Consider the following 18809-nt stretch of genomic DNA (forward strand, 5'->3'; position numbering starts at 1 on the left):
CCCCCGCCGCCACCGACATCCCAACATCGCCTCAGGCATGTCGTGCTACTGGTGCTCGGAATCCTGCTGGCGATGGCCGGTCTCTCGCTGGGCGGTGTCGGGGTGGTACTGGGATCGGCCGCTTTGTACCAGGGAGATCATCGTTTCTCCACCACAGCAAGCCATCGCTACCAGGTGGACTCCTACGCACTGACCTCCACCAGGCTCGACGTGGTGATCAACGACGGGCTGGACTGGCAGAGTCGCTGGGGCGACGTGGGGACCTTCATGATCCGCGGGACGGCCGCCCAGCCGGACCAGAATCTGTTCATCGGCATCGCCCCCGAGGCGGATGTGGCCCGTTACCTCGCCGACGTCAAGCATTCCGAGCTGACTCAGGTCCTCTTCCGGCCCTTCCGGGCCAGCTATCGCGAGGTGGCCGGCTCGGCCGTCCCGAAGGCACCGGGCAGCCAGGATTTCTGGACGGTCTCCGCCGAAGGCCCGGGCACCCAGCAGGTCGAGTTCCCGCTCCGGTCCGGCACCTGGACGGTCGTGGTGATGAACGCCGATGCCAGCCCGGCGGTGGCCGCCGACCTGCAGGCAGGGGTGCGGTCCGACCTTCTCGGGCCCGCCGCGATCGGGACCCTGATCACCGGGCTGGTGCTTGTGCTGGTCGGGATCCCGCTGCTGGTGGCTGGCTCGGCGGGCCTGGGCCGCACCACCGGGCCGTCGGCACCCCGACCGCCGCTCTCCGGCCCGCCGTCCGGTCCGGGACCGGAGCCGGCTCCTCCCGCTGAGCCAGCTGGGGGCGCCGTCGCAGTCCCGCCGCCACCGCCACCGCCCTACCCGGCGCGGCTGTCCGGCGAGCTGGACCCCTCCCTCTCCAGATGGTTCTGGCTGGTGAAGTGGTTCTTGGCCATTCCACACTTGGTCATTCTGGCGTTCCTGTGGTTTGCCTTCGTGATCAACACGATCATCGCCGGCTTCGCCATTCTCTTCACCGGCCGCTATCCCCGATCGCTGTTCGACTTCAATGTCGGGGTGATGCGGTGGAACTGGCGTGTGGGGTTCTATGCCTACTCGGTGCTCGGCACCGATCGCTACCCGCCGTTCAGCCTGGCGCGCACCGACTATCCGGCGGACTTCGACGTCGACTACCCCGAGCGGCTCAGCCGGGGCCTCGTTCTGGTCAAGTCCTGGCTGCTGGCCATTCCGCATCTCCTCATCATCGCCGTCTTCACGGCCAGCCCCAGTTGGCGAAACAACAACGACGACTGGCCGGTGAGCTACGGCAACAACATCGGTACCTCACTGCTCGGCCTGCTGGTCTTCGTCGCCGCCCTCGTCTTGTTGATCACCGGCAGCTATAACCGGGCGCTGTTCGACCTGATCGTCGGTCTCAACCGATGGATCTACCGCGTGTTCACCTACGTGGCACTGATGCGTGACGAGTATCCGCCGTTTCGCCTCGACCAGGGCGGATCCGATCCTAGCCAGACAGCGACGATGCCACCGTCCCTTCCGTCACTTCGCTGACGGGCGTCGCTGGCACCACGACCAACGGGCAATGGGTCTCCTTGAGCACGGACCGGGCAACGGATCTGGTCCAAGCACCGAAGGTGTCACGGTGCGGACGTCCGACGATCAACACCGCCGCCTGCCGCGAGGCCTCGATGATGCTCAGGTCCGGGTCCCCAGTGGTCAGGAAGGTCTTCACCCGGATATCGGGGTGGTCCTGCTTCCAGCCGGCCAGCACCTCCTCGATGTTGAGCCGCTGCAGGGAAAGCTCACCGGGCATCGTCCCGAGGGGCACCGCATGCAACGCGACCAGCTGCGAACCCCGCGCCTCCGCTTCGTCGAAGGCGTAGCTCAGCGCGGTCTCGGCTGGCGTGTCGCCATCGAGGGCCACCACGACGGGGCCGTACTTCTCCGGCTCCGGGTCCCAGACCCGCGGCACGATCACCACCGGGCAGTTCGCCCTGGCCGCCACCGGGGAGGCCACGCTTCCCTCCAGCAGTCGTTCGCCCAGCGTGATGTGATGCTGGCCGAGCACGATCAGCTGAGCCCGATCGGACGCCTCCACCAGCATGATCACCGGTTCCGTCATGTGCAGCGAGCTCTGCACGGTCACACCGGGTGGGATCACCAACTGTTCCATCACCTGCCGCATCACCTCCACCGCAGGACCACGCATGACTCTGGTCCGGTAGTCCTCACTGATCGGTTCGACGACTTCCGGTACCTGGTACGCATGCATCAGCTCCAGATCGGTCTTCCTCAGCTCTGCCTCGTGGACGGCGTACCTAGCCGCTGTCAACGCCTCCGTCGAGTCGTCAACTCCGACCACGATTTTTCCCGACGCGCTCCCGATACTCATGGTGATCTCCTTCGATCGTCTCCTTTCCACGCTGTCACAGCCGCCACCTCGCCGATACGGCCGAAGATCACCTGGCTATGGGACGAAAGTCCCCGGTCGGCGACTGGCGGGGCACGCTCTATGCTCGGTGGGCGAGCGGCTGGCGGCTCTGGACCGCCGTCCACCGGACACGGGAGGGGTGCACGACGTGAGCCAGGAGACTGTCGAGCTGGACACCGCGCTGTCGGTGGCCGCGATCGCGACCTGCTTCCGGTCGGCGCTCGAGCAGTCCGGATCCCACGTGCGCTTCGCCCGGATCCGTACCGACCCTGACGGTCAGCCCACCACCGCCGACTTCGCCGGCTCCGCCTCCGGCCGCACCCTCACCGGGCGATGGTGTGTCCAGCTCTACATCCGCGACGACGGGGCGTCCCGACATGTCGAGCTGGTAATACTGGGGTCGTCGATGCTCGCCAAGGCCTGGCAGGGCACCAAGGGAACACACTCGTTGTCGGCCGGAAGGCTTAAGGCGGTCAGCGTGATCGACGCCCTCAAGGTTGTGCAGGGCCGTCAGAGCTGACGTCTCATCGTTCTCTGATCTCGAGGTGTCCGGTGCGCCGCAACGCCCCGAACCGGAGGGACAGGTAGGCGGCGGCCGCGGCGGGGATGGGCAGCCAGAACTCCAGCACCCGCCAGCCCACGACTCCGAGCACGGCAGCAGGCTGCGGAATGCCGAAACCCACCAGACCGGAGACCATGACCGCCTCCACGACCCCGATACCTCCCGGGGTCAACGGCATCACAGCGAGGATGTTGCCGACACCGTAAACGGTGAGCAGCGGCCCGATCGGCACCAGCTGACCGAATGCCGCCAGCATGATCCACAGCGCCGAGGCGTCGAGGAGCCAGTTCGCCGCCGCCAACAGCAGGGCGACTGTCAGCCGTCGCGGGTCGGTGAGCATGTCGCGTACCCGGCGGGCTGCCCCGCGGGTGAAGGACTGGGCACCCTTGGCCGTCAGGAAAGGGAGACGGCGGCCGATGACGGCGGACAGCTCGACGGCACGACCCGTGTGCCGGGTCAGCACCCAGATCCCCAGCGCCGCCAGCACCAGCAGGACGAGCACCCCGATGGCCGCACTGCGGTAGTAGGGGTTGTCACCGACCGAGGTCAATGACACCGCTACACCGATCCCGAAGATGACACCCAGCATCAGGTTCACCCCGGTGGCCTCCATGGCCGCGGCCGTCAGGGCATCGCCGGCGCGAGTGCCCGTCAGCGTCAGCAGGCGGACCCGCATGGCGGCGGCGGTGGCGCCACCGGCCGGCAGCACATGGCTGAGGCCCAGGGCGGTCAGGTCGACGCCCAGCAGAATGGGATAGCGCGGCCGTCCCCGCCCCAGCAGGCACGCGGTGAGTGCACTGTAGGCGACCAGCGACGCGGCTTCGAGGGCGGTTGCGACCAGGATCAACGGCAGCGAGACCATCCGCAGCGACGCCAGGGCCCGCTCGCCACCAGGCAGCTGCGGCACCAGCACGAACCAGATGCTCAGAGCGAGTACGACCAGGGACAGCACTCCCTTGACCCACCAGGGCACCCGAGGCCGTCGACGGACCGGGGTCTCGTCGACTGCTTCCGCCTGGTGCTCGTCTGCCGCTGCGATGGTGTCAGCCCCTTCCGCCCAGCCGATCCCCTCATCATGCCGGTCACCTCGTCTTTCGTCAGCGCCGAATCGGCGGCTTCGACGCAACCAGCGTGGCAGCCCATCCGGTCTGAACGGGTCAGTAGCATGTCGGCCATGTGTCGGATGAGTCCCAGCAGCCCTGACAGCCCCAACAGACGGAGATCCCTCACGTGTCGCGGCTGAGCGGTGAACCCGCCTCCGCGGTGGTGACCGGTGCGGCCAACGGCATCGGCCGGGCGATTGCCGAGGAGCTGCTCGGCCGAGGCCATCTCGTGGTCGGGTTGGACCGCGACCAGGCGGCGCTGACGACGACCCGTGACGATCTCGGTGACCGCTTCGTACCGGTGCTGGGCGACGTGTCCGAGCGGGCGGCGCATGAGGATGCCTGTGCCACGGCACAGCAGCGCGCCCGGCTCCAGGTCTGGGTCAACAATGCCGGCATCGAGAAGCCGACCAGCGCAGCGACGCTGGACGATGCCGTGATGCGGGCCATCATCGACGTCAACCTGATCGGCACCCTGCTGGGATGTTCGGTCGCCGTGGCAGCCATGCGCGAGCAGGGAGGCAGCATCGTCAACATGTCCAGCATCCACAGCCTGGTCGGCTTTCCGGAGTCCTTTGTGTATGCCTCGACCAAGGGGGGCATCGATGCGCTGACCAGGCAGCTCGCCATCGAGGAGGCGCACCGCGGGATCCGCTGCAACGCCGTCCGTCCGGGGGCGGTCAACACTCCCCTCACCCAGTCATTCCTGGACGCGGCAGAGGACCCGGACGCGCTGCTGCGGGAGTACGCGGAGTTGCACCCGATCCAGCGGCTGATCGAACCCGTCGAGATCGCGCGGGTGGTCGCCTTCCTCGCCTCCCCGGACGCCTCCTTCATCAACGGGGAGTCCGTCACGGTCGACGGTGGAGCGACCGCCCGCTGCTTCGCCTACCCGCCTGTCGAAGGGCCCTGAGCCTGTCGAAGGGACCTGCGCCTGTCGAAGGCCCCCCACACGGAGCCTGCCGAAGCGCCCTGAGCCTGTCGAAGGGCCCTCCCGCCCTAATCCAGATGGTTCTCTTGCCGTCCAGGGGTGGCGCGTTGGGAGAGTCGCTCAAGCACTGCGACTTCTCGCCGACCGCGGCGCCCCAAAAGTCGCGTTCTGTTGAGATTTTCAGCCGGGATCGGCGACATTGCCCGTCAGAACTCGCGTTCTGTCGAGTTCTTGATCGGATCGCCGCAAATGTCGCGTTCTGTCGAGATTTCGACGCGATCCGCGACGTGGGCCCGCCAGAACTCGCGTTCTGTCGAGTTTCTGGTCGGGTCAACGCAAAAGTCGCGTTCTGTCGAGATTTCGGCCCCGGTACGCGACTTTGCCCGTCAGAACTCGCGTTCTGTCGAGTTCTTGATCGGGTAACGCAAAAGTCGCGTTCTGTCGACATTTCACCCCGGGAGCCGCGACCTTGCACTGGGTGGTGGAGCGCACGAATCGGCGCGTCATCGAGCGACCCGGTCGTACTTCACGCTCCCGGTGCACGTGAGTTCAGCCATGACGCGCTGATTTTGGTTGCCGACGGGTAGCTGGTGTCGAGCCTGTCGAGGGGCGTTGCGAGGTGCTCTTCGACAGGCTCAGAGCACGTACAGAGGATGCTCTTCGACAGGCTCAGAGCGCGTACGAGGTGCTCTTCGACAGGCTCCGAGCACGTCTCAGAGTGCAGTGAGGTGGACGAGGGTGGAGGTGCGGTCGGCGGGAAGGGGGATGCCGTCGGCGAGGAGGGTGGCACCATCGCAGTCTGAGGCGGTGGAGGCTCCCAGGTCCAACACCGTGACCCGATAGGTGCCGCTGGGGTCGAGGCCGAGGGGGCGCACCGGTTCCCAGCCACCGGCGGGGGGAAGTCGGAATGCGGCCACCACGTGCTCGTCACCGGAGGTCAGCTGGAAGGCCGGCAACCGGTGGCCCTTCTCCTCCCGCAGCGGCTGTGCGCCCAGCGGCACCAGCACTCCCCGTTCGAGGATGGGCCGGATGACGTCCTGGTAGGCGCGGACATGCTGCGCCAGCCGGTCCAGCAGGTCGGGCCGCATCTCGGTCAGACGGGCCGCGATGCCGAACCGGTGCAGCATCGCCGCCTGGACCTTGGCGTCGAACTGCTCGGCGCTGATCAGGCTGCCGGAGTAGTCGACCTTCTGGAACCGGTGCTCACCACGCCATTCACTCTGCACCCAGTGCAGGATCTGGCGCGGTGGCAGCAGCCGGGCCGCGCCCCACAAACAGGCCAGGTGGTGCTCGGTCCAGTCCGGGTCGGACAGGAACAGGCAGTCCACATGTTCGGCCAGGCCCAGGTCGATGCGCAGTCCACCCGACGAGCAGGCCTCGAAGACGGTGTCCGGGAACTCCGCCTTGAGCATGTCGAAGACGCGGTAGAGGCCCTCGTAATGGCGGACCAGGCCCTCACCGGGCAGGTGCCCATGGTCGTCGCGATCACAGCCCAGACCCGGGTCGAGGTTGAAGTCCCACTTGATCCAGCGTGCCCGTGTGCTGGTGATCAGCCGCCGTACGGTGTCGGTGACGAAGTCCCGAGCCGCCGGCGAACCAAGACACACATACCCGAGGAACGCGGGTTCGGACCCCACCGCCGACGACGTCGCCATCAGCTCCGGGTGCAGCCGGCGGAGCTCGGCCTTGACACCGACGGCCTCGGCCTCGATCCAGATACCGAAGTCGATGCCACGTCGGCGCGTCTCGTCGGCGAGCCAGGTCAACCCGTGCGGGAACCGCGCGAGGTTCACCAGATGCCAGTCACCGCGCTGCTCGACCCAGTTGGAGTCGACGGCGGAGTCGCCGAACCAGCCGGCGTCCAGCACCGCGACCTCAAGACCCAGCTCGGCCGCCCGGCCGGCATTGTCCAGGAAGACGTCCTCGGTGATCTCCTGGTCCTCGTACGGCCACCAGTGGTTCCACTCGGTCAGCAGGGGTGGACCGGCGGGCACCCGGGTCAGGGCCTCACGCACCAGCTCGGCGGACGCCTCAGCCGTGCTGTCACCCCAGCTCACGCTGACGGCCGGCAACTCGATCGTCTCGCCGGCCGACAGCCGGAGGCTGAGATCATCGGGATGGAGTCCGACCGTGAGCCGGTGGCCGTGGGGAGGCAGCGGTGTGGAGAGGATCTGCCAGTTGCCGCTCCAGTGCGGCGAGACGACCACAGAGCCCGTCTCGCTCTCGACGGCGAGCCACGGGTCGGCGCCCTGGGACGACCGGCCGGACAGGACGGCCAGCACCAGTTCGGTCTCGGGGTCGAACTCCATCGGCTCATACTCCAGCCCCCAGCTGCTGCTGAACCCGTGGACAGCGTCGACAGACTCGCTGAGCTCGAGTGACAACGGCTGCAAGCACGACAGGGAGACCCCCTGGTCGCCGCGGTTGGTCAACGAGGTGGTGGCCGTCAACGCCTGGCCCGAACGCTCCACCCTGGTGGTCGCCACCACCTGACCCGCGATGCTGGTCACCTTGGACGATCCGTCGCCGTTGTCGACCGGCTCGTCGTGGACCCATTCGGGCCGAGCGCCGTCCACCTCGACTCGACGCAGATAGCTGATCTTGAACGGCACCTTCTGCACCTGCTCCTCCAACGCGTCGTGATTCGATGTCATGATCAACCCACCAGCTCGGTGGTGGCCCGGGACTGGGCCAGGCTCGGTTCCGGACTGAGCAACACTTTGCCTACCGCACTGCCACCCAGCAGCCGCTCGTACCAGAGCTGACCCTCGGCCAGGTCGGCCTGCACCACCTCGCCGCGGAACCTGAGCTGGCCGCTACACAGCAGCGCCAGCGTTTCGGCGAAGTCCCGACCGCTGTAGGCGAAAGAGGTCTGGCAGTTGATCTCACGCCTGATCAGCTGCCGCACGGGCAGTACGGCGTCCGGCTCGTGCAGACCGACGAACATGACGTCACCGCCGGGCCTGGCGCAGGCGGTCGCCGAAGCCCTGGTCTGCTGGGTCCCGACAGCGTCGAAGACGGCGTCCACCCCCAGACCCGACGTTTCAGCCAGCAACGACTCCAGCAGCTGTGCGGGTTCGGCGGACAGCAGCCGACCGCCCGAGGCCTCAGCCGCCGATACCCTGCCGGCCACCGTCTCGGTGAACCACACCGACTCGACGCCGTGCAGCCGCAGCACCTCGATCACCAGCAGCCCGATCGGGCCGGCGCCGATCACCAGGGCCGTCCCACCCGGGCGGACCTGGGTCCGTCGGACGGCTCGCCAGGCGCAGGCCGCCGGCTCCGTGAAGACACCGGCGAGTGGCTCTGGTGCCGCCTCGAGTGACAGCAGCGCCGAGGCCGGCACCACGACCAGCTCGGCGTTGCTGCCGTGCACGTGGGCGCCGAGCAGCTCACGCTCGGTGCAGACGTTCTCGTGTCCCCACCGGCACAGCCGACACCGGCCACACGGTCGTAGCGGGTTCGCCGTCACCATCGTGCCGATCGGCAGTCGCGACCCGGACGCCACCGCCGAGCCGTAGTCGACCACCCGCCCGACGAACTCGTGCCCGAAGATGAGCCCCGGATGGCGAAGACCATCGTCGCCGCGGAAGCCGCCGAGCTCCGAACCGCAGATCCCGGAGTGCGTCACCGCGACCAGAGCGTCGTTGGGCCCAGGCTCCGGCTCCGCGACGTCCCGCACCTCGAAACGCCCCGCCGCTGCCAGCACCAGTCCTCGCATGTCTGCCATCTCCATCTGGTCGTACTTCGGTGGTGTTTCGAGTGAGCTGGCCCGGCCGGCCCGACAGGCTCAGGAGAGCAGGTTGGTGGCGTCCTTCTGCATCCTGGCCGCTGTTGCCTGTGGAGTGGCCCTGTTGTTGAGCAGCTCGTCCATGGCAGGACCGAAGACCTCGTTGAAGATCTGCTGCATGTTGGTGGTGTAGATGTCGCCGATCTGCGCCTTCGGGATCGCCGTCATGGCTGCCTCGAAGCCGTCCGGCATCCCCGACACCATGTCCTTCGACGTCCTCGCCTCGTTCTGCAACGGGATCCAGTCGTGGTCCTTCGCCATCTGTGACTGGAACTTGGTGGCGCTCCAGATCGCAAAGGTCTGCGCCGCGGTCAGTGCCTTCGACTGCTTCGGGATGACCCAGCCGCCCAGGAAGTACGGGGCGATGCTCTTGCCCTGCCACTTCGGCAGCGGCGCCACACCCCAGTTGGCCTTCATCTGCTTGAACGAGGCGATGTTCCAGGTCCCATCCGGCATCATCGAGACGTTGCCGGCGACGAAGGCACCCGACTCCTGGCTGATGGCCGCCCGCTGGTCGGGGTTGGGCGCGACCTTCTTGGTCCACATCAGGTCCTGGACGAACTTCATCGCCTCGACGTTGCGCGGGTCGTCCAGGGTGAACTTGGTGGGCTCCAGCGGCTTGTCCGCGAACGCGGTGCCGGCCGCCCAGGAGAGCGACTGCAGACCCCACCAGACGCCCAGGGTGCCGATGTCCAGGCCCCAGCGGGTGACCTTGTCGCCCTTCTTCTTCTGCAGCTTGCCGGCAGCCTCCACGACCTGGTCCCAGGTCCAGCTGTCGTCCGGGTAGCTCAGACCGGCCTCGTCGAAGTGGTCCTTGTTGTAGTAGAACGCGATCGTCTGGATGTTCTCCGGAATCGGGAACAGATCCTTGTTGTCGAACTTCCACGGCTCGTACAGGTTGACCGGGTACTTGGCGGGATCCATCATGTCGGTCTTGTCGATCACCGGCTGGTTGTCCTGCAGCAGGTTCTTCTTGTAGTGCGCGTAGGCCTGGACGTCCCAGTAGTAGATGTCGAACGGCTTGTGGGCCGCGTACTGCAGCTGGATCTTCTGCCAGTACTGGTCGTACGGCAGGAACGTGATCTTGGCCGTGAACTTGTCCTTGAACTCCTCGTTGAACAGCTCGACGCGCTTCTTGAAGTTCGCATCGATCGTCGGCCCGTTGGTCCAGGCGTAGATCGTGAGGTCTTTGCTGCCGACGATCTTGCCGGAGGCATCACCGGAACTGGTACCGGTGCTGTTGTCACCGCTGCATCCGGCAAGAGCAAACGCTCCCCCGGCAGCGAGGGACGCCAGCAGTGCCCGCCTGGACAGGATGGGATCGATCATGGTTCAGCCTTTCTTGACTGGAGTAGTGGTGGTCATCGATTGACGCCGCTCATCGAGATGCCCTTGATGAAGTAGCGCTGGGCGCTCAGGAAGAGCACCACCGAAGGGATGGCGGCAAGGGTGGTTGCGGCCATGGTCAACTGCATCTGGGGCCCGATCCGGGGCGAGCCCTGGAAGTAGGACAGTGCGACCGAGACGGTCCATTTGGTGTCGTCGGTGAGATAGATGACGGGTCCGAAGAAGTCGTTGTAGGCCGCGACGAAGGTGAACACGGTGACCGTCGCCAGCACCGGCCGGCTCAGCGGCAGGAAGATCGACCACCAGATCCTCAGGTAGCCGGCACCGTCGATTCGCGCGGCGTCCTCCAGCTCACGTGGGATCCCGAGGTAGAACTGCCGGAACAGGAAGATGAAGAACGCCGATCCGAAGAAGGCCGGCAGGATCAGCGGCTTGAACGTGTTGATCCAGCCGATGTTGTTGAAGGCGATGTAGGTGGGCACCAGCGTCACCGTGCTGGGCAGCATGATCGTCGCCATCAGCACCAGGAAGATGGTGTTCTTGCCTGGGGCGCGGAGCCGGGCGAAGCCGTAGGCGGCGAAGGAGCAGGACAGCATGGTCCCGAACATCACCCCGGCGACGATGGTGGCGGTGTTCAGGAAGTATCTCTGGAAGGGCACCAGGGTGACGACGTCCTTGTAGTTCTGCCACCGCGGCTTGAAGAACCACTTCGGGGGGTTGACGAAGACGTCCGTCCCCTCCTTCAGCGATGTCAGGAGCATCCAGAACACCGGCGTCAGCACGACGAAGGTGCCGATGCAGAGCACCAGCAGCCTGACCGTGGTTCCCAGCGGCAGTGGCCTGCGGCGGCGGGTGGCTGCGGGGGCCTTGGCGGTCGCGGCTTCGGGCGACGAGGCTCCGGTGGTCCCGTCAGTCACTTGTCGTCACTCGCTTCCGAATGGACCCAGTAGGGCATCGAGCGGAAGATCAGCAGGGTCAGGACCATGATGATGGCGAAGGTGACCCAGGCGATCGCGGAGGCGTAGCCCATCTTCAGGTAGGAGAAGGCGTTCTGATACAGGTAGAGCGGAAGCAGCAGCGTGGAGTTGTTCGGCTTGCCGCCAGTCAGCACGAACGGCTCGGCGAACACCTGCAAGCTGCCGATGATGCCCATGATCAGGTTGAAGAAGGTCACGTTGGACAGCATCGGGATGGTGATGTGCACGACCTGCCGGAACCGGCTGGCTCCGTCCACCGAGGCGGCCTCGTACAGCTCGGGCGGCACTCCCTGGAGGCCGGCGAGATAGATCAGCATGGTGCCGCCGAAACCCCACATACTGGTGATGATCAGGGCCGACAGCGCGTACCTCTCGCTGGTGAGCCAGGGGGGTCCATCGATGCCGATCTTGCCCAGCATCACGTTGATCAACCCGTAGTCGCCGTTGAACATCCATTTCCATACCATCGCCACCGCGACCCCGCTGATCACCGTCGGCAGGTAGTAGGCGGAGCGGAAGAAGCCCATCGCCGGGATCTTGGCGTTCAGCAGCAGCGCCAGCAGGAAGCCGATGATCATCACCAGCGGCACACTGACCACGGAGTAGGTGATGGTGACCCGCAGGGACTTCAGGAAGATCTTGTCGCCGACCAGCTTGGTGAAGTTCTCGGCCCCGACCCATTGGGGAGCGGACAACATGTCATAGCTGGTGAAGCTGAGCAGCAACGAGGCGATCATCGGCCCGAGGGAGAACAGCAGGACTCCGATGATGGCCGGCGCCATGAAGATGTAGGCCCAGCGCGCCTCGCGGCGGCGCATCGGGAACGAACGCGCTCCTCGCACGAGCCCGGCAGCCGACGTGCTCGGGGCCGGGAGGGGTGGTTGCACACGGGTCCCTGTCATCAGTAGACCGCCTCCTCCGGCGCGAACATCATCGTTCGGTTAATCGGAACACCGTTCCTATTCTCAGCAATTCCTCATAGTATGTGTCTGCGAGAGCGACGGGTCAAGCCCAGGACGACGAAAGGTGCGAGATGACCTCTGACGGATCCCCGGCCAACGGGGTCAGCCGCGTGCTGGCGATTCTCCAGTCCGTCGCCGAGCATCCCGACGGCATGACAGTCGGACAGGTCGCTCGCGAGTTTGGCGCACCCAAGTCCAGCGTCCACCGGGCCCTGGCCGCACTGGTGCGCTCCGGACTGGTCCGCCAGGATGCCGACGCCCGCTATCACCTGGGCTTCCTCTTCCTGCGCCTCGCCTTCGGCTACCAGTCGGTCCGGCAGTCCCACCTCGACGTGGAGGACGTGTTGCGCAGCCTTGCCGACGAGTTCGGGGAGACCACCCACTACGGCGCACTCATCGGCTCGGAGATCGTCTACCAGGCCAAGGTGGCGCCGCGGAACGCCTCCTTCCAGATGACCTCGGTCGTCGGCGGCACCAACCCCGCCTACTGCACCGGGCTGGGCAAGGCGATCCTGATGCACGAGCTGATCGAGCGTGCTGACGTGCAGGCGTTCGTCGACGCGCACGGACCGTTGGCACCGCGGACTCAACACACCCTGACCACCGTCGACAGCCTGTACGAGACCCTGCGGACCGGACGGGAACGTGGTTATGCGATGGATCTCGAGGAGAACGAGATCGGGATCAACTGCATCGCCTTCCCGCTGTTCCTCGACTCCCCGTTCCGACCGACCGGCGCCATCAGTATCAGCGGTGTGCGGCAACGGATCGACGCCCGTCAGCTGCAGGAGGCGGCCCCGCGCATCCGCGCCGTCATCGAGGGGCACCTCGGCGACGTACTGCATCCCGCAGCCCTGGCCGATGTCGACGTCGACGAGGCTGACCTACCACTCCCCCGATGTTCGAACACCCGACCAGAAATGAGGAAGAGGGACGCATGAAGATCAGCAACGTGGAGGCCGTCCATCTGCGGCTGCCGGAGGTGGACGCCCTGCGCTGTGACGGCACGCAGGACACTCTGTTGATCTTCGTCACAGCCGACGACGGCACTGTCGGCGTGGGTGAGGTGGACTCGTCCCCCGAGGTGGCCAAGGCTGTCGTCGAGGCTGCCCCGTCTCACCTGATCGCCCAGGGCCTCCGGTCGCTGCTCATAGGCGAGGACCCGCTGGACATCGATAGGTTGTGGCACAAGATGGTCGCGGGCACCCGCTACTTCGGCAACGGCGGGCCGGCCATGCACGCCATCAGCGGAGTGGACATCGCACTGTGGGATCTCGCCGGCAAGGTGCTCGGGCGACCGGTGGGTCAGCTGTTCGGCGGCTTCTACACGGATCGGCTGCGGGCCTATGCCAGCCTGGTGATGCCCGACACGGCAGCCGAGGCGGCCCGCGAGGCCGAGAAGCACGCCCAGGAAGGGTATACGGCGATCAAGTTCGGCTGGGGCCCGATCGGTCAGGACCTGGCGTTCAACGAGTCGCTGATCAGGGCGATCCGTGGGGTGGTCGGCGCCGAGGTGCAGATCATGATCGACGCCGGACAGGTCTGGGACCTCAAGACCGCGCTCGAGATGGCCAGGATGTACGAGTCCTACGCCGTTACCTGGCTCGAGGAGCCGGTCGCGCCGGACAACATCGCCGGCTATCGGGAGCTGTCGAGGCGCAGCTCGCTCAAGATCGCCGGCGGGGAGCAGGAGAGCACCTACGGTGCCTTCGAACGGCTGCTGCACGACGGTGAGGTCGACATCATCCAGCCTGACCTGGCGCGATGCGGCGGACTCACCCAGGCCAGGCGGCTGGCCTGGTTGGCTCACACCGCACATCGGTCGATCGTTCCGCACGCGTTCAAGAGCGGTGTCCTGGTGGCGGCCTCGACCCACTTCGCCGCAGCCATCCCCAACGGAGGACTGATCGAGCACACCGTCTCCACCTCCCCGATCGCCCGGGACCTGGTCCAGCGCGAGATCGGTTACCGGGACGGGCATGTCCGCGTTCCGAGCGAGCTGCCCGGCCTGGGCGTCGAGATCGACCTTGACGTGATGGAACGGCTGCGGGTGCCGTGATGGACCCTCTCGAGGCGGATTCACTCGAGCCGCGCGCACGGGTCGACGCGGACTGGCCCTATCGCGGCTTTCGGGCTGTCGTCTTGGAGAACGCCCGACTCAGGGCCGTTGTGCTGCCCGAGCTGGGCGGCAAGATCATCAGCCTGCAGTACAAGCCCGCTGACCTCGAGCTGCTCTGGAGGCATCCGCGGCTTCCGCTGCGGCCGGTCGCCTTCGGGTCGAGCTATGACGACCAGTTCTTCGGCGGGTGGGACGAGCTGTACCCCAACGACGAGGCGGAGACGCTCGCCGGCGAGGCCATGCCCGACCACGGCGAGGTCTGGTCGCTGCCTTGGCGCTTCTCGACCGGCACCGACGCGACGGCCGCCTGGGTCAGGCTAGAGGTCAAGACACCGATCAGCGCCTCCCGGATCTGCAAGACATTGACTCTGCCCCAGGAGGGCAGCAGCCTCACTGTCGGCTACCAGCTGCAGAACGTCGGCTGCCAGGATCAGCCGTTCATGTGGAAGTCCCATGTGGCCGTCCAGATGCACCAGGACTCCCTTGTCGACATGGGCGCCGACTCGGTGCTGCTGCACGACTTCGGACACCCGCGCGCACGCGGTGCGTCGCCGCTCTTTCAGTGGCCGACTCTGCACGCCGACGGTGTCGACCACGACATGCGCCGGCCGTTGGCACCGAACTCCGGTCATTCCGAGTTCATGCTGGCGACGTCGATGCACGCCGGGTTCTGCTCGGTCGAGCACCCCAGCCGCGGGGCGGCACTTCGGCTCACCTTCGACCTGGACGCGCTGCCCTCGTGCTGGCTGTTCGCCTCGTACGGCTGGCGCGGTCTCAACACCGTCGTACTGGAGCCGTGCACCGGCTATCCGCTGTCGGTCGCCCAGGGCGCCGCACAGGGCACCCATCAGGTGCTCCGCGCGGGCGAGACCAGGGAGTGGACCCTGCAGGCCAGCGTCGGCCCTGCAACGTGAGCCGCCCTACTGCTTGAGCAGCTTGTGCATCCCGTCGCACCAGGGCGGCCGCAGGGAGCTGCCGCACCGGCAGACGGCGACGACCGGGCGCTCGACACGGTGACGTTCGCCGTCGCCGTCCACCACCTGGGTCGCTCCCCGCACCAGCAGGGGACCATCGGGGCAGAGGGTCACCTCGACCTCACGTTCTCCCTGTGGCCCGGTCAAGGCGTCCCCTGCAGCTCCGGCTCGGGGCAGGCCGGAGCACAGGCCCCCGCGGCAGTCGACACGGGTTCCGGCGGCGGCTGGATGAGATGTTGATCATGCTGCCAGGCCGTCAGCAGCCTCTCGCCGGTGAGCGCATCCAGCAGCAGGCAGGTCACCGCGCCGAGCAGCACGTCGGCCTCCAGCTCAGGCTCCTCGGCGACCAGCGCGGTGCAGATCCCGCGCGCCGCGAGCTGTTCGTGGACCGCGTCAGCTTCGACGTGCTCGTCGAAGTAGCGGGCGACCTCCTCGGGCAGGTCGACCCGGCGGATGCCGGCCGCATAGCGACGGCACGGCACCGAGCTGCTGGCCTCGAACGCTGCCAGGTGCCCCATCGCGGCACCACGCAGGCGCCGGTGCAGGCCGAACAGTGACATCGCGTTGCTCGTCGCCAGCGTCGCAGCTGGGACCCTGTCGACGTAGGCCCCATAGCCGTCGTCGAGGCCGGCGCCCCGCAGGGCGGCCGCGAACAGGTCCTGGTGCATCCTGTCGGCACGGCCGTCGCCGTACTCGTCGTACTGGAGCTCGACCAGACCGGCCTTCGCGGCACCGGTCAGTCGGGGGATCGCCCAGCTGTGCGGGTCGGCCTCCTTCAGCTGGTAGATGCTGCGCAACATCAGCAGCTCCCGGATCTGATCGCGTGTCGCCCTTCGCTGGACATGCTCCGACAGGGGCGGCCCATCGAGCGCTGCGGCCAGGCCGAACAGTCGCTCGGCAAGATCGTCGGTCTGGCTGGCGACAGTGGTCAGGTGCTCCTCCGCCATCCCTCGCAGGTCGCGTTCGAACGGTATCTCGATCCGCCGACGAAGCTCAAGCAGATCCGGAGCCCATTCCAACCCGCTGTCGACGTCGTCGAACCCTCGGTAGTGCAGTTCGTACAGGCACCACAGGGTGAGCTGCAGATCCTCGTCCTCGACGGTGTTCGTGGCATCGAGGTCCGTCGCATCGGGTTGTTCCGCATTGGTGGTGACGTCGAGGGCTGCTACGGAGCCGGCTCCGCCTCTCAGCCGATCAAAGGTCGCAGCGCTCAACGGCCCGCGCGGCTGCGGCAGGAGCATGAAAGAAGTCCATTTCGGGTCGAGTTGGGTCAGGTGATGATGATCACCTGACCCTCTCGTACCCCGAAAAGGCCGGTGGGAAACCCGGCAGGGACTCAGTTGACCTCGTCCCGCCAGGCGCCGGTCGCCCCTGGGCGCGCCTCGATGAACGAGCGGAAGCGCTTCATGTCGCCCTTGACGCGACGGTCGATCAGGCCGAGCTTGTCCGCCGCCTTCTCGGCGAATCCCTCCGGGTCGACCCGCATCTCGGCGGTGACCCGGGTGTGCACATCGTCGATCCGGGTGAAGGTCACCCGGCCGGCATGCTCGGGCCCGCTGTCCGAACGCCAGGCGATCACCTGGTCAGGGTGCTGCTCCGTGATCGTCGCGTCGAACTCCCGGGTGATCCCGGCGAGCTTGATCACCCAGTGCAGGTGGGTGTCGTCCAGCTGGCGGACCTCTTCGACACCCTCCATGAACTCGGGGAATGACGCGAACTGGGTCCACTGGTTGTAGGCGACGCTGATCGGGACCTCGACGTCAACCGACTCGGTAATGGCATCCATGCTGTGCTCCTTCGTTGTCGTCCGAATCAGTCCTGTACCCAAGACCTTGCCGGCTCACACATGTGACCCCGGCTTGACGCGTGCAGCGATTGCTCGAATAATCCGAGTCTGTGGCTCAAGCAGCTGGGCCGCACCGATCTTGTTTCACAACCTGGGGGCTACCCGACCTCGAGAGGTGCGAGCCATGCAGGACGAACTTGCCACGATGACGCTTTCGGAACTCCTGATCGAGCTGGCCGAGCTGGAGCGGGCTATCGGTGAGACCGAGAGCCTCACCAGCCTCCTCGACGACAGCGCCGGGGAGCACCTCGCGATCAACGCGCGCCTTGCTGGCCTGACCGGCCGTGAGGCAAGGGTGGCCGCTGAGCTGGCCCGGCGAGGGTCCGTTCACCACCGCCGACCACAACGTGCCGAGCGGATCCCGGACGCTGTCTGACCCCTCAGGAGGCGGGCCGGCGCACTTGACGGCCGGAGACGCTGTTCGGCACGAACCGGCAGTGCAGGTCACGGTCCCCCGTCGCCCACGGTATCGGTCGATGACGAGGGTCGAGGTGCTCGAGTTCGCGGTCATCCATCGGTACGACCTTGCCGTTCAGGAGCACGCTCCACCCGGTCGCGAAGACGGTGCTGTGGAAGTCGACCTCGAAGGCGACCACGTCGGACCCGAGGGCCAAGGCCAAAGTCCCGTCGCGCGAGGTGCGGTAGTAGATGTCGCGGCCCAGCAGCCGGTAGTTGACGGGCAGCACCTTGATCCCGTTCCCCGCAGCGAAGGCGATCCTGCCGACGGTGGTGGTGCCGAGCAGCTCATAGCACTCGAGCTCGGACAGGTCGGAGGACCTGGTCGGGAGCTCCGCCTGCGGTTCGTTCATGACGTCGACACCGACCGGGGTTTCGCGCCGACTGGCGACGGGATCTGCGGGGTGCCGTCGGACGGCACGATGATCACCGGACAGGCCGTCCCCTTCAGCACCGATCGCGCGACCGAGCGGAGCCGGCTGGTCAGTCCCCGGTGGTGGGGCCGGCCGACGACCAGGACAGCTGCGTCGCGGGAGACCTCCCGGAGCGCGGCGACGGGCTCGCCGGGCACCGGCATGATGCGGACTGCGGTCCCAGGGTGGGCCGCCACCCAGCCGGCGAGCTCATCGGCGAGTTCGCCGCGGTGCCGCTCGATCTCCGCCGGATGAGAGTCCCGCGCCATCGCATGGAGGACGATGACCTGACGGCCGGTGAGTTCCGCCTCCTCGAAGGCGGCCCGCAGCAGCGGCTCCGCCGGGTTCTTGGCATCCAGGGCGACCACGACAGGGCCGCCCGGCCGAGCCGCTTCGACCCAGCCTCGGGGTACGGCGACGACCGGGCAGGCCGCACGCGCCGCCAGCTGTGAGGCAATGGTGCCCACCGGGTCATGCTCGCTCCAGTTGAAGTGGTGCTGGCCGATCACCACCAGTCTCGCGTCCAGGGACTGCTCCTCGAGCAGCACTGCCGGCTCCCGGTTCTTCAGCACCGTCTCCACTGTGAGCCCGGGTGGCAGGTCGAGCCGGGAGACGGCATGGTTGAGGACGTCCTCGGCGGCCTGGGACAGCTGAACGATCGAGGCCCCGGGGACGGAGGTGTCCATGTGCGGGATCCGGTAGGCGTGCACCAGCCGGAGGACGAGCTGCCGGGCCGCCGCGGCCCGCAGAGCATAGCGGCTGGCTACCAGGGCCTCGGGCGAGTTGTCGACGCCGACGACCACACAACCTCGATCCTCAACCATGACTTGCTCCCTTCGACCGGTCCGGATCAGCGGGGGTCCCGGCCCAGGGCAGGGGTCGCCCGACACTCTTCACGCTCCCGCATCCACGACCGGTCGGGAACGGCCGAAGA

At 67.0% G+C, this 18809-nt stretch carries 19 protein-coding genes; 7 read left to right on the plus strand and 12 right to left on the minus strand.

Features of this window, described 5'->3' with window-relative positions:
- The first annotated feature begins 42 nt into the window (after nucleotides 1-42).
- Nucleotides 43-1515, plus strand: a complete 1473-nt coding sequence (locus tag JOE57_RS02995; protein WP_338041128.1) for a DUF4389 domain-containing protein — start codon at nucleotides 43-45, stop codon at nucleotides 1513-1515.
- Here JOE57_RS02995 and JOE57_RS03000 read toward each other — a convergent pair.
- A complete protein-coding gene (locus JOE57_RS03000) occupies nucleotides 1469-2356 on the minus strand; it encodes a universal stress protein (protein WP_204916323.1) in 888 nt (295 codons plus the stop codon). The genes JOE57_RS02995 and JOE57_RS03000 overlap by 47 nt on opposite strands.
- A 187-nt stretch (nucleotides 2357-2543) precedes the next feature.
- Between JOE57_RS03000 and JOE57_RS03005 the strand changes: the two genes are divergently transcribed.
- Nucleotides 2544-2915, plus strand: a complete 372-nt coding sequence (locus JOE57_RS03005) for a hypothetical protein (RefSeq protein WP_204916324.1) — start codon at nucleotides 2544-2546, stop codon at nucleotides 2913-2915.
- A gap of 4 nt (nucleotides 2916-2919) precedes the next feature.
- Here JOE57_RS03005 and JOE57_RS03010 read toward each other — a convergent pair whose 3' ends face one another.
- Nucleotides 2920-3930, minus strand: a complete 1011-nt coding sequence (locus JOE57_RS03010; RefSeq protein ID WP_204916325.1) for a flippase-like domain-containing protein — start codon at nucleotides 3928-3930, stop codon at nucleotides 2920-2922.
- Nucleotides 3931-4187: 257 nt separating this feature from the next.
- Here JOE57_RS03010 and JOE57_RS03015 point away from each other — a divergent pair, with 257 nt between their 5' ends.
- Complete coding sequence (locus JOE57_RS03015; RefSeq protein ID WP_204916326.1) at nucleotides 4188-4973, plus strand: SDR family oxidoreductase; 786 nt, start codon at nucleotides 4188-4190, stop codon at nucleotides 4971-4973.
- A 731-nt stretch (nucleotides 4974-5704) separates the two neighbouring features.
- Here JOE57_RS03015 and JOE57_RS03020 read toward each other — a convergent pair.
- The 5 genes from JOE57_RS03020 to JOE57_RS03040 are packed head-to-tail and all read right to left on the minus strand — an operon-like array spanning nucleotide 5705 to nucleotide 11923.
- Nucleotides 5705-7645 carry an alpha-galactosidase gene (locus JOE57_RS03020; RefSeq protein WP_204916327.1) on the minus strand — a complete coding sequence of 647 codons (1941 nt, stop codon included), beginning with the start codon at nucleotides 7643-7645 and terminating at the stop codon, nucleotides 5705-5707.
- 2 nt (nucleotides 7646-7647) lie between these two features.
- Nucleotides 7648-8721, minus strand: coding sequence for a zinc-dependent alcohol dehydrogenase (locus JOE57_RS03025; RefSeq protein ID WP_204916328.1), 1074 nt, complete (start codon nucleotides 8719-8721; stop codon nucleotides 7648-7650).
- Nucleotides 8722-8781: 60 nt separating this feature from the next.
- Nucleotides 8782-10110 (minus strand): extracellular solute-binding protein, encoded by a 1329-nt coding sequence (locus tag JOE57_RS03030; protein WP_204916329.1) that lies wholly within the window; start codon nucleotides 10108-10110, stop codon nucleotides 8782-8784.
- Between the two features lie 32 nt (nucleotides 10111-10142).
- Entirely contained in the window at nucleotides 10143-11045 is a 903-nt protein-coding gene (locus JOE57_RS19090; RefSeq protein WP_204916330.1) for an ABC transporter permease subunit, read from the minus strand.
- On the minus strand, nucleotides 11042-11923 hold the full coding sequence (locus JOE57_RS03040) for a carbohydrate ABC transporter permease (protein WP_204916331.1): 882 nt from the start codon (nucleotides 11921-11923) through the stop codon (nucleotides 11042-11044). Before JOE57_RS03040 ends, JOE57_RS19090 begins: the two co-directional genes overlap by 4 nt.
- 215 nt (nucleotides 11924-12138) lie before the next feature.
- Between JOE57_RS03040 and JOE57_RS03045 the strand changes: the two genes are divergently transcribed.
- From JOE57_RS03045 to JOE57_RS03055, 3 genes are read left to right on the plus strand one after another with little or no spacing between them, the layout of a single operon-like run.
- Nucleotides 12139-13008, plus strand: a complete 870-nt coding sequence (locus JOE57_RS03045; RefSeq protein ID WP_204916332.1) for an IclR family transcriptional regulator — start codon at nucleotides 12139-12141, stop codon at nucleotides 13006-13008.
- The gene (locus tag JOE57_RS03050) at nucleotides 13005-14126 is read left to right on the plus strand and encodes a mandelate racemase/muconate lactonizing enzyme family protein (protein WP_204916333.1); all 1122 of its coding nucleotides are present in this window, start codon (nucleotides 13005-13007) and stop codon (nucleotides 14124-14126) included. Before JOE57_RS03045 ends, JOE57_RS03050 begins: the two co-directional genes overlap by 4 nt.
- Nucleotides 14126-15100: an aldose epimerase family protein gene (locus tag JOE57_RS03055; RefSeq protein WP_204916334.1), complete on the plus strand. Its 975-nt coding sequence runs from the start codon at nucleotides 14126-14128 to the stop codon at nucleotides 15098-15100. The genes JOE57_RS03050 and JOE57_RS03055 overlap by 1 nt, the downstream gene beginning before the upstream one ends.
- 6 nt (nucleotides 15101-15106) lie before the next feature.
- Here the strand turns inward: JOE57_RS03055 and JOE57_RS03060 are convergent, their stop codons facing one another.
- The 3 genes from JOE57_RS03060 to JOE57_RS03070 form a co-directional block, all read right to left on the minus strand.
- The gene (locus JOE57_RS03060) at nucleotides 15107-15307 is read right to left on the minus strand and encodes a CDGSH iron-sulfur domain-containing protein (RefSeq protein ID WP_204916335.1); all 201 of its coding nucleotides are present in this window, start codon (nucleotides 15305-15307) and stop codon (nucleotides 15107-15109) included.
- On the minus strand, nucleotides 15304-16401 hold the full coding sequence (locus tag JOE57_RS03065) for an iron-containing redox enzyme family protein (RefSeq protein ID WP_204916336.1): 1098 nt from the start codon (nucleotides 16399-16401) through the stop codon (nucleotides 15304-15306). The genes JOE57_RS03060 and JOE57_RS03065 overlap by 4 nt, the downstream gene beginning before the upstream one ends.
- Before the next feature lie 95 nt (nucleotides 16402-16496).
- Entirely contained in the window at nucleotides 16497-16946 is a 450-nt protein-coding gene (locus JOE57_RS03070) for an SRPBCC family protein (protein ID WP_204916337.1), read from the minus strand.
- A 184-nt stretch (nucleotides 16947-17130) separates the two neighbouring features.
- Between JOE57_RS03070 and JOE57_RS03075 the strand changes: the two genes are divergently transcribed.
- Nucleotides 17131-17382, plus strand: a complete 252-nt coding sequence (locus tag JOE57_RS03075) for a hypothetical protein (RefSeq protein WP_204916338.1) — start codon at nucleotides 17131-17133, stop codon at nucleotides 17380-17382.
- Between the two features lie 4 nt (nucleotides 17383-17386).
- On the opposite strand, the gene JOE57_RS03080 is transcribed toward JOE57_RS03075, so the two are convergent.
- Both JOE57_RS03080 and JOE57_RS03085 read right to left on the minus strand, forming a co-directional pair.
- Nucleotides 17387-17815, minus strand: a complete 429-nt coding sequence (locus JOE57_RS03080; RefSeq protein ID WP_204916339.1) for a pyridoxamine 5'-phosphate oxidase family protein — start codon at nucleotides 17813-17815, stop codon at nucleotides 17387-17389.
- The gene (locus tag JOE57_RS03085) at nucleotides 17812-18699 is read right to left on the minus strand and encodes a universal stress protein (protein WP_204916340.1); all 888 of its coding nucleotides are present in this window, start codon (nucleotides 18697-18699) and stop codon (nucleotides 17812-17814) included. Before JOE57_RS03085 ends, JOE57_RS03080 begins: the two co-directional genes overlap by 4 nt.
- Between the last annotated feature and the right edge of the window lie 110 nt (nucleotides 18700-18809).

The sequence above is a fragment of the Microlunatus panaciterrae genome (assembly GCF_016907535.1).
Lineage (GTDB): Bacteria > Actinomycetota > Actinomycetes > Propionibacteriales > Propionibacteriaceae > Microlunatus > Microlunatus panaciterrae.